This window comes from Streptomyces sp. SPB074 (assembly GCF_000154905.1).
Lineage (GTDB): Bacteria > Actinomycetota > Actinomycetes > Streptomycetales > Streptomycetaceae > Streptomyces.
Genome location: NZ_GG770539.1, coordinates 4,388,868 through 4,397,657, shown reverse-complemented (window position 1 = coordinate 4,397,657; position 8,790 = coordinate 4,388,868). Strand labels below are relative to the sequence as shown.

Genomic DNA, 8,790 nt, shown 5'->3' with positions numbered 1-8,790 from the left:
CGCGGCGACCTCCGCGCAGGCCCGGGCCCGGCCCGGCGCGGGGACGCTGAGCATCCGCGTATAGGCGTCGCCCGTGTCCTCGACCGTGGCCCGCTGGGCGTGCCCGCCCACGCGGGCCGTCACCGTGTCCCCCGGGCCCGCCTGGGTGATCCGCGCCCACGCGGCCCCGCACACCTCGCTGTAGCGCACCTCCACGAGCCTGCTGCCGACCGTCGCGCGGTCCGTCGTACGGGCCAGCTCACCGCCGCAGCCCATCGCCTCCGGGTCCTTGCCCCCGCAGCCCGTCCCCGCGCACCGCACCCCCGCGGGCAGCTCGGCCGCCCGCGCGGATGCCGAACTCGTGGGCTCGGCGCGCCGGTTCGCCTCGTCCTTGGTGAACAGGCGCGGGAGGAAGAGGACCGCGCCGAGCACGAGGAGCGCCCCCGTCACCCCGGCGAGGAGCAGCGTCACGCGCCGCCGCCCGCGCGAGGGCGCGCCCGCCCGGGGCGGCCCCGGCGGCCGGGCACCGGAGAGCGCGGCCCCGCCCCGCTCCGGCCCCGGCGCCGACGGCCCGACCGGCGCCCCGCCCCCGGACGGCCCGCCCGGCGACGGCCGGCCCGGCGACGGCCCGCCAGGCGACGGCCCGCCAGGCGAGGGCTCTTCGGGCGCGGGGCCCGCCCCGTCCCGTACCGGCTCCGCGCGGAGCGGCGCGCGGCGCGGGTACGTGGCCGTCGCGGCGCGGGCCGGGGCGGGGCTTTCGCCCAGTGCCGCGCGGGCCTGCGAGACGCGCACCGCCTCCATCGTCAGGTCGTGCCGGGACTCGGCCCTGCTCCAGGCGCGTTCGGCCAGCTCCCACATCGTCGTCACGTGCTGCGGATGGGCGCCCGTCACCTCGGCGAGCGCGAGGACCGCGCCCTTCGGTGCGAGCAGCCTGCCGCCGAGATATCGCTCCCAGGACGTCTTGCTGTAGCCCGTACGGTCCGCGAGCGCCGCGACACTGAGCCCGGCGCGGTCCACGAGCCGGCGCAACTGGCCGGTGAACTCGCGGATCTGCGGATCGAGCCCTTCGGGCAGCGCCTTCCAACGCGGCATCGTCTCCCCCTCATCCCCCTCGTACCCGCTCTCCCCCGGCCCTGGGGCCGGCCCCCGCCGTCCCGGACCGCCCCTGCCGGGCGCGGTCCTGGCATACCCACCACAACGCCGGCCCCCAGGGGGACAGTTCCGCCGAAGGGGGGCGCACGGGAGCATTCGGGAGTCGCGGACGCACCGCCGCACGCCGGGCATCGACGCGTCCAGTCAATCAGGCAGGAACAGGACGCGACGAGCGAAGACGAGGGAAAGCGCGGAACACGTCGACGAACGCGGCATTCCGGGCAGCATTCGCGCACAAGCGATCAGCGGGGCACGGCGGTCGGCGCGAGCCGTCCGTGGAGGCGAGCGGCGGACGGGCCGTCAGTCCACGGTGAAGTGCAGGATCTCGTCCAGGAAGGGGATCACGAGCCAGGGGTTCGGCTGGACCATGAGCGCGAGGAAGAAGACGACCAGGCCGAGGACCGCGTAGGTGAGCGTGTCCGTGAAGCGCGACCGCACCGCGAGCATCCCCACCGCGCCCACGGTCCAGCGCAGCACCGCGCCGAGCAGCAGCGCGAGCCCCACGAGGAGCGTGCCGACCCGGAAGAGGCCGAGGCCGGTGACGAGCAGGCCGACGCCCGTGGTCGCGAGCACGCTGATGAGGGGCCACTGCCGCGCGGGCGCCGGGGCGTCGGCCGGGGCCGCGCGACCGCCCCCCTCGGGCCGCGCGGTGTCCCGCGTGATCCCGCTGACCTCACGCGTCGCCCGCATCGGCTGCCCGTCGGGCCCGGGCGCGCTGACGACCTCGGTCACCACCGGGGCCTCCTCCTCGCCCTCCGCCGCCCCGGCCGTCCCGGACGCCTCGGGCGCGCCCACCGCGGTCGCTCCGTGCGCCTCGCGCTCCGGCCGCGGCCCGCTCCCGCGAGGCGCGGACGCGCCGCGCTCCGCGTGGTCCGGGTGGTCCGTGGCGGACGCGGGGGTGCGGCTCTCGTTCGGCTCTCCGGCCACGGGGGGTGCCTTTCGTCGGCGGGGCGGCGGTCAGGGACGGGCGGGGCGGCGGTCAGGGGCGGCGGACCGGTCCGCCGCGAGGGCACGGCGCGGGACGGCGGGAAGCGCGACCGGCCCGGCGCGGTACGGGGCGGGCGGCCCGGCTCAGGCGGCGGCGCGTTCGGCCGCCTCCACCACGTTGACGAGGAGCTGGGCGCGGGTCATCGGGCCGACGCCGCCCGGGTTGGGCGAGAGCCAGCCGGCGACCTCGGCGACGCCCGGGTGCACGTCGCCGACGATCTTGCCGTTCTCGTCGCGCGAGACGCCGACGTCGAGCACGGCCGCGCCCGGCTTGACGTCCTCGGGCTTGATGAGGTGCGGGACCCCCGCGGCGGCCACGACGATGTCGGCGCGGCGCAGGTGGGCCGAGAGGTCGCGGGTGCCGGTGTGGCACTGCGTGACCGTGGCGTTCTCGGAGCGGCGCGTCAGGAGCAGCGGCATCGGGCGGCCGATCGTGACGCCGCGGCCGACGACGACGACCTCGGCGCCGTTCAGCTCGACACCGTGCTGCCGCAGCAGGCGCACGATGCCGTAGGGGGTGCAGGGCAGCGGGGCCGGCTCGTTGAGGACGAGGCGGCCGAGGTTCATGGGGTGGAGGCCGTCGGCGTCCTTGTCCGGGTCCATGAGTTCGAGGACGCGGTTCTCGTCGATGCCCCGGGGGAGCGGGAGTTGCACGATGTAGCCGGTGCACGCGGGGTCGGCGTTGAGCTCGCGGACGACGTCCTCGATCTCCTCCTGCGTGGCGCTCGCGGGCAGTTCGCGCTGGATCGACGCGATGCCGACCTGCGCGCAGTCGCGGTGCTTGCCCGCGACGTATTTCTGGCTCCCCGGGTCCTCGCCGACAAGGAGGGTGCCGAGCCCGGGGACGATGCCGCGCTCCCGCAGGACAGCGACCCGCTCCTTCAGCTCGGACTTGATCTGTGCCGCGGTGGCCTTGCCGTCGAGAATCTGCGCGCTCATACCGCTTATCTTCGCCGATGCGGGGGGCGCGGAACGAATCCGGGTGCCAGTACGGGCGAGGGGACCGGGGCCGGCTCGCCGGGGGCCCGGCGGACGCGGTGGACAGCGAGGGGCCCGCGCGGCGAGCATGGGGCCCGTGGCGCGCCCGTCGTACGGGGGAGGGACGGCGCCCGCCGTGTGGCTCCGCCTCCGCTCCCCCGGTCCAGGAGCGAGACCGACGTGACCACCGACGACGACAGCAGCGCCCGGCCGGAGCCCGGCCGGCCCCCCGCGGAGGACGCCCCGTGGGGGCCGCCGCCGACGAAGCCGCCGGCCGCTCCCCCGCCCTACGCCCCGCCGCCCCCGTACAACCAGGCATCCTCGTACGGCCAGGCACCCCCGTACGGCCAAGCGCCCCCGTACCCGCAGGCACCCGTACGCGCAGGCGGGCCCGGGACCGTACGCGTACCCGCAGCCCGCGCCCCCGTACTACGGCTACGTCCCCGAGGGGCGGGTGCCCGGCGCGATGCCGGGGCGCACGACGGCCGCGCGCATCCTGCTCTTCGTCCACGCCGGGGGATTCGCCCTGCTCGGGCTCGCGCTGTGCGTCGGCGGTCCCACCCTCGTCCGGGCGATCGTGCACAGCGACGGGACGATGTCCCCGGAGAGCGGGCGGGACACCATCACGACGGTCACGTGGGTCACGGTCCTCCTCGGGACGGTGTACCTGTTCGTCGCCCTGTGGGGCATCCTGACGGCCTCGTGGTTCGGCAGGGACAGTCCCCGGGTGCGGGTCTCCGGCATCGTGTGGGCCTCGGTCGCGATCCCGCTGAGCCTCGTGCTCTACATCTTCTTCCTGATCGCGCTCGCCTCGGCGGTCCTCATCATCGTGTTCCTCGCCCTGAACGAGTCCGCCGAGTGGTTCCGCGCGCCCCGCGAGGACTGAGACGGAGGATCACCCGCCCCCTTGCGTTGCGCTTGGGCAACGTCCCTCGTCAACACCTGGACACCGCACGTCCCCGCCACGAAGGATGGTCACCCTACGCGCGGGCTGTGCCGGGGGACCACGACGCGCTCGTTCCTCCGCGCGCGGCGCGCGCCGTCCCCGAACGGTCCACCACGGAGGAACCCGAAGAGTTACGGCGACCCGAACAACCCGTACGGCGCGCCCGGCGGCAAGCAGCCCGGCGACCCGCAGGGCAACCCGCCCGCTTACCCGCAGCAGCCCGGCTACGGCTACCCGCAGGCCCCGCCCGTCGACCCCAACGCGCCCTACGGCTACGGGCCCGGCCCGGGCCCGGGGGAGATGCCGGGCGGCGTGAAGACCGCGCGCGTGCTGCTGTGGGTCATCGTCGGGCTGTGCCTGCTGGGCACCGTCATCTACAGCCTCGGCGCCGTCGCCTCCGACGGGGACGACTTCAGCAACTTCGAGTCCTCGCTCAGCGACTCGCAGAACAGCGGTATCGCCTGGGGCATCGCCGTGTTCTCGATTGTGTGGGCGGCGGGCGCCGCCGCTCTGGCGCTCCAGGTGCGCAGTGGTGGGAACGGCGTCCGGATCACGACGCTCGTCTTCGGCATCGTGACGGCCGTGCTCGGCCTCTTCCCGTTCGTGATCGTCGGCATCCCGCACCTGGTCATGGGTGTCCTGGTGGCCGTCTTCGTCGGCAAGTCCGACGGCGTCGCCTGGTACAACCGGCCGCGCGGCTAAACGCACGGCCGTCCACACGCCGAAGGCGGAATCCCCCGTACGGGTAACGGGGCGATTCCGCCTTTGCCGTATGCGCCGGGCCGGCGGCCCGGCGGTCCGGGTCAGTGGAAGAAGTGCCGTGTCCCCGTGAAGTACATCGTCACGCCGGCCTTCTTCGCCGCCTCGACGACGAGTTCGTCCCGTACCGAGCCGCCCGGCTGCACGACCGCGCGGACCCCGGCGGCCGTCAGGACCTCCAGGCCGTCGGGGAAGGGGAAGAAGGCATCGGAGGCCGCGTAGGAGCCCGCCGCGCGCTCCTCGCCCGCGCGCTCGACGGCGAGCTTCGCGGAGTCGACGCGGTTGACCTGGCCCATGCCGACGCCGACCGAGGCGCCGTCCTTGGCGAGCAGGATCGCGTTGGACTTCACGGCGCGGCTCGCCCTCCAGGCGAACTCCAGCTCGCGCAGGCCCGCCGCGTCGAGCGCCTCGCCCGTCGCGAGCGTCCAGTGCGCCGGGTCGTCGCCGTCGGCCTGGAGCCGGTCGGTGACCTGGACGAGCGCGCCGCCGTCGATCTGCTTCGTCTCGGTGCGCGAGGCGGGGGCGCCGGGCGCGAGGAGGATGCGGATGTTCTTCTTCTTCGCGAGGAGTTCGACGGCACCGTCCTCGTAGGCGGGGGCGACGATGACCTCGGTGAAGATCTCGGCGACCTGCGCGGCCATCTCCTTCGAGACGGGCCGGTTGACGGCGATGACGCCGCCGAAGGCGGAGAGCGGGTCGCAGGCGTGCGCCTTGCGGTGCGCCTCGGCGACGTCCCCGGCGATCGCGATGCCGCAGGGGTTGGCGTGCTTGATGATCGCGACGCAGGGCTCGGCGTGGTCGTACGCGGCACGGCGCGCGGCGTCCGTGTCCGTGTAGTTGTTGTACGACATCTCCTTGCCGTGCAGCTGCTCGGCCTGCGCGAGCCCGCCCGTGCCGTCCACGTAGAGCGCGGCGCCCTGGTGCGGGTTCTCGCCGTAGCGCAGCACGTGGGAACGGGTGTAGGTGGCGCCGGTGAAGTCGGGGAAGCCGCTGTCGTCGGCCGCCGCGTAGTCGTCGGCGAACCAGGAGGCGACGGCGACGTCGTAGGCGGCGGTGTGCCGGAACGCCTCGGCGGCCAGGCGCTTGCGGGTGCGCAGGTCGAAGCCGCCCGCGCGCGCGGCGGCGAGCACGTCCCCGTACCGCTCCGGGCTCGTGACGATCGCGACGGAGGGGTGGTTCTTGGCGGCGGCGCGGACCATCGAGGGGCCGCCGATGTCGATCTGCTCGACGCACTCGTCCGGGCTCGCGCCCGAGGCGACCGTCTCGCGGAAGGGGTAGAGGTTGACGACGACGAGGTCGAAGGGCTCGACCCCCAGCTCGGCGAGCTGGGCGCGGTGGCTCTCCAGGCGCAGGTCGGCGAGGATGCCCGCGTGGACCTTGGGGTGGAGGGTCTTGACGCGGCCGTCGAGGCACTCGGGGAAGCCGGTCAGCTCCTCGACCTTGGTGACGGGAACCCCGGCGGCGGCGATCCGCCCGGCGGTGGAGCCGGTCGAGACGAGCTCGACGCCCGCCTCGTGCAGCCCGCGGGCGAGGTCTTCGAGCCCGGTCTTGTCGTAGACGCTGACGAGCGCGCGGCGCAGCGGCCTGCGGCCGGCGCCCTCGGTGTCGGTGGGGGTGGTCGTGGACTCGGTCGTCACGGAACCAGTACCTTTCGTCCCTCGATGCGGTAGCCGTGGCGGGCCAGGCGCCCCACGACCTCGACGAGCAGTGCGCGCTCGACGTCCTTGATACGTGCGTGGAGGGCGGCCTCGCCCTCCGGTGAGTCGTCCTCACGGATCTCGACCACGCCCTGGGCGATGATCGGCCCGGTGTCGACGCCGTCGTCGACGAAGTGGACGGTGCAGCCGGTGACCTTCGCCCCGTAGGCGAGGGCGTCCCGGACGCCGTGGGCGCCGGGGAAGCTGGGCAGCAGCGCGGGGTGGGTGTTGACGAAGCGCCCGCCGAAACGGTCCAGGAACTCCTTGCCCACGATCTTCATGAAACCGGCCGAGACCACGAGGTCCGGCGCGTGCGCGGCGGTGGCCTCGGCGAGCGCGAGGTCCCAGGCGGCGCGGTCGGGGTGGTCCTTGACGCGGCACACGAAGGTGGGGATGCCGGCGGCGCGGGCCCGTTCCAGGCCCGCGATGCCCTCGCGGTCGGCGCCGACGGCGACGACGCGGGCCCCGTAGCGCTCCGCGCCCCGCTCCTCGACGGCGTCGAGGAGGGCCTGGAGGTTGCTGCCGGTGCCGGAGACGAGGACGACGAGGCGCTTGACGCCGGGCGCGTGGTCGGGAGGTGGTGCGGAGGCCACGAGGGGGCCCTTTCTGGAAGGGGACGGTACGGCGCCCGAGGCGCGGGACCGCGGTGTTTCGCGGGGCGTGCGGCGGGCGGCGGGGACCGGGACGTCACCACGCTGTGACGCGACTCACCCCGGCGGGCCGTACGCGTCCGCCGCTTTGTGGCTTCGCACGAAGGTGGCGCGTCACGCGGTACGGGGAACTCTACGAAGCCGCCGACCGTCAGCAACGATACCGGCCCCCGATCGGGCACTCGGACGACCCCGAGGACTCCCGGGGGCAGGGCCAGCCCCGAAGGGGTGGCGACCGGCAGGTAGCGTCAAGGGTGTCCGCGCGGGCGCCCGCCGCCCGCCCACCGCAGCCTTTCGTCAGTCCAGGCCGCCCGCACCCGCCAGTGACGGCCGCACAGCAAGGGGAAGACGCCTCCTGATGCCGGACCGATCCGCCCGCCCCAGCCTCCGTTCCCTCGCCCCGGCGGGCGCCGCCGCCGGAGCCCCGCTCGGCGCGCTCCCCACCGCCTTCCGCCCCCGCGAGGAGAACGGCGCGGGCGCGAGCCGCCCGGCGCTCGCGCTGCGCGAGGGGAACGGCTCCCCGGGGAGGGGGGACGCGGCGGGAGCCTCCGGCGCGGGCTCCTCCGGTACGGGGACGTCCGGCGCGGGCTCCTCCGGCGCGGGGGCGGGGCCGGGCTCCGGGGAACGTGAGCCCGGGAAGCAGGGCGGGCCGGACGGTCCCGTCGCCGCGCCTCCCGCCGACCGCCCAAACCAGCCGCAGGGCCCGCGTCCTCCCGAGAGCGGCGGTACGCGCTGGAGCGGGCGGCAGCCCGAGCCGTGGCGCGGTGGCGGCTGGGGCGACCGCCCGGGCAACCCGCCGCGCGGGCAGGGACCGCGGGGAGACGGAGCACATGGGCAGGGAGCGCCCGGACAGGGACCGCAGGGACAAGGCCCGCAGGGACAAGGCCCGCACGGGCAAGGCCCGTACGGCGGGCCGCAGGGCCCTCAGGGGCAGGGGCCGCAGCGAGGGCCCTGGGGTCAGGGTCCGCAGGGGCCGGGGCAGGGCGGGCCGCAGCAGGGTCCGGGCAACGGCGACAACGGCGGCGGCGGCAACGGCGGCGGGCCGGGCGGTCCCTTCTCCCGTATCCCCCGCTGGGACCCGACCGACCCGGTGCAGCGGCACGCCCGGTACGCGCTGATGGCGGGGACCTGGGGCCTCGTGCTCGGTCTCTTCCTCGGCTGGACGTATCTCGCCCTGCTCCTCGGCGCCCTCGGCCTGTACTGGGGCATCTCGGCGCTGCGCGGCCGGGCCCGCACCCCGCAGGAGTCGGAGGCGGCGCTGCAAGCGGTCGCCAAGGGCAAGGACCCGGAGGAGGCGGCCACGCGGGCGCGCGAGGAGGCGGCCGCGCACCCGGCCCCGGCGCCCCTGTCGCCGTACGGCCGCCCCGTCACGCGTACCCGCCCCCAGGTGCCTTCGGCGGTCACCGGCATCGTGACCTCGGCGCTGAGCATCGCTGCCGTGGCCAGCGTCTTCCTCTTCCACGCGGTCTACAGCGACTACTTCAGCTGCGTGGACGACGCGGCCACCCACGCCTCGCGGGACGCCTGCGAGAGCCACCTCCCGAAGGAACTGCGCCCGATCCTGACGGAGTGACGGAGTGACGGGAGCCCGGTCCGCCCCGCCGGGAGGCGCGCGGGCCGGGCTCCCCCACGCCGCCGGTCA

The 8,790-nt window shown here is 75.6% G+C and carries 8 protein-coding genes; 3 read left to right on the top strand and 5 right to left on the bottom strand.

The annotated features are described in order from the left end of the window. The 3 genes from SSBG_RS18440 to SSBG_RS18430 form a co-directional block, all read right to left on the bottom strand. On the bottom strand, positions 1-1,071 hold a 1,071-nt coding region (locus tag SSBG_RS18440), incomplete at its 3' end, for a helix-turn-helix domain-containing protein (protein WP_037870098.1). A gap of 360 nt (positions 1,072-1,431) precedes the next feature. Beyond that, a complete protein-coding gene (locus tag SSBG_RS18435) occupies positions 1,432-2,058 on the bottom strand; it encodes a DUF3017 domain-containing protein (protein ID WP_008747580.1) in 627 nt (208 codons plus the stop codon). A 144-nt stretch (positions 2,059-2,202) separates the two neighbouring features. Beyond that, on the bottom strand, positions 2,203-3,057 hold the full coding sequence (locus SSBG_RS18430) for a bifunctional methylenetetrahydrofolate dehydrogenase/methenyltetrahydrofolate cyclohydrolase (protein WP_008747579.1): 855 nt from the start codon (positions 3,055-3,057) through the stop codon (positions 2,203-2,205). A gap of 505 nt (positions 3,058-3,562) precedes the next feature. Between SSBG_RS18430 and SSBG_RS18425 the strand changes: the two genes are divergently transcribed. Both SSBG_RS18425 and SSBG_RS18420 read left to right on the top strand, forming a co-directional pair. Further along, positions 3,563-3,982 (top strand): hypothetical protein, encoded by a 420-nt coding sequence (locus tag SSBG_RS18425; protein WP_234010578.1) that lies wholly within the window; start codon positions 3,563-3,565, stop codon positions 3,980-3,982. A gap of 21 nt (positions 3,983-4,003) precedes the next feature. Then, on the top strand, positions 4,004-4,744 hold the full coding sequence (locus tag SSBG_RS18420; protein ID WP_008747577.1) for a DUF3824 domain-containing protein: 741 nt from the start codon (positions 4,004-4,006) through the stop codon (positions 4,742-4,744). A 101-nt stretch (positions 4,745-4,845) separates the two neighbouring features. Here SSBG_RS18420 and purH read toward each other — a convergent pair whose 3' ends face one another. After that, complete coding sequence (gene purH / locus SSBG_RS18415) at positions 4,846-6,438, bottom strand: bifunctional phosphoribosylaminoimidazolecarboxamide formyltransferase/IMP cyclohydrolase (RefSeq protein ID WP_008747576.1); 1,593 nt, start codon at positions 6,436-6,438, stop codon at positions 4,846-4,848. After that, complete coding sequence (gene purN / locus SSBG_RS18410; protein WP_008747575.1) at positions 6,435-7,091, bottom strand: phosphoribosylglycinamide formyltransferase; 657 nt, start codon at positions 7,089-7,091, stop codon at positions 6,435-6,437. Before purN ends, purH begins: the two co-directional genes overlap by 4 nt. A 415-nt stretch (positions 7,092-7,506) precedes the next feature. Between purN and SSBG_RS18405 the strand changes: the two genes are divergently transcribed. Further along, complete coding sequence (locus SSBG_RS18405; protein WP_008747574.1) at positions 7,507-8,721, top strand: hypothetical protein; 1,215 nt, start codon at positions 7,507-7,509, stop codon at positions 8,719-8,721. The last annotated feature ends 69 nt before the right edge of the window (positions 8,722-8,790 follow it).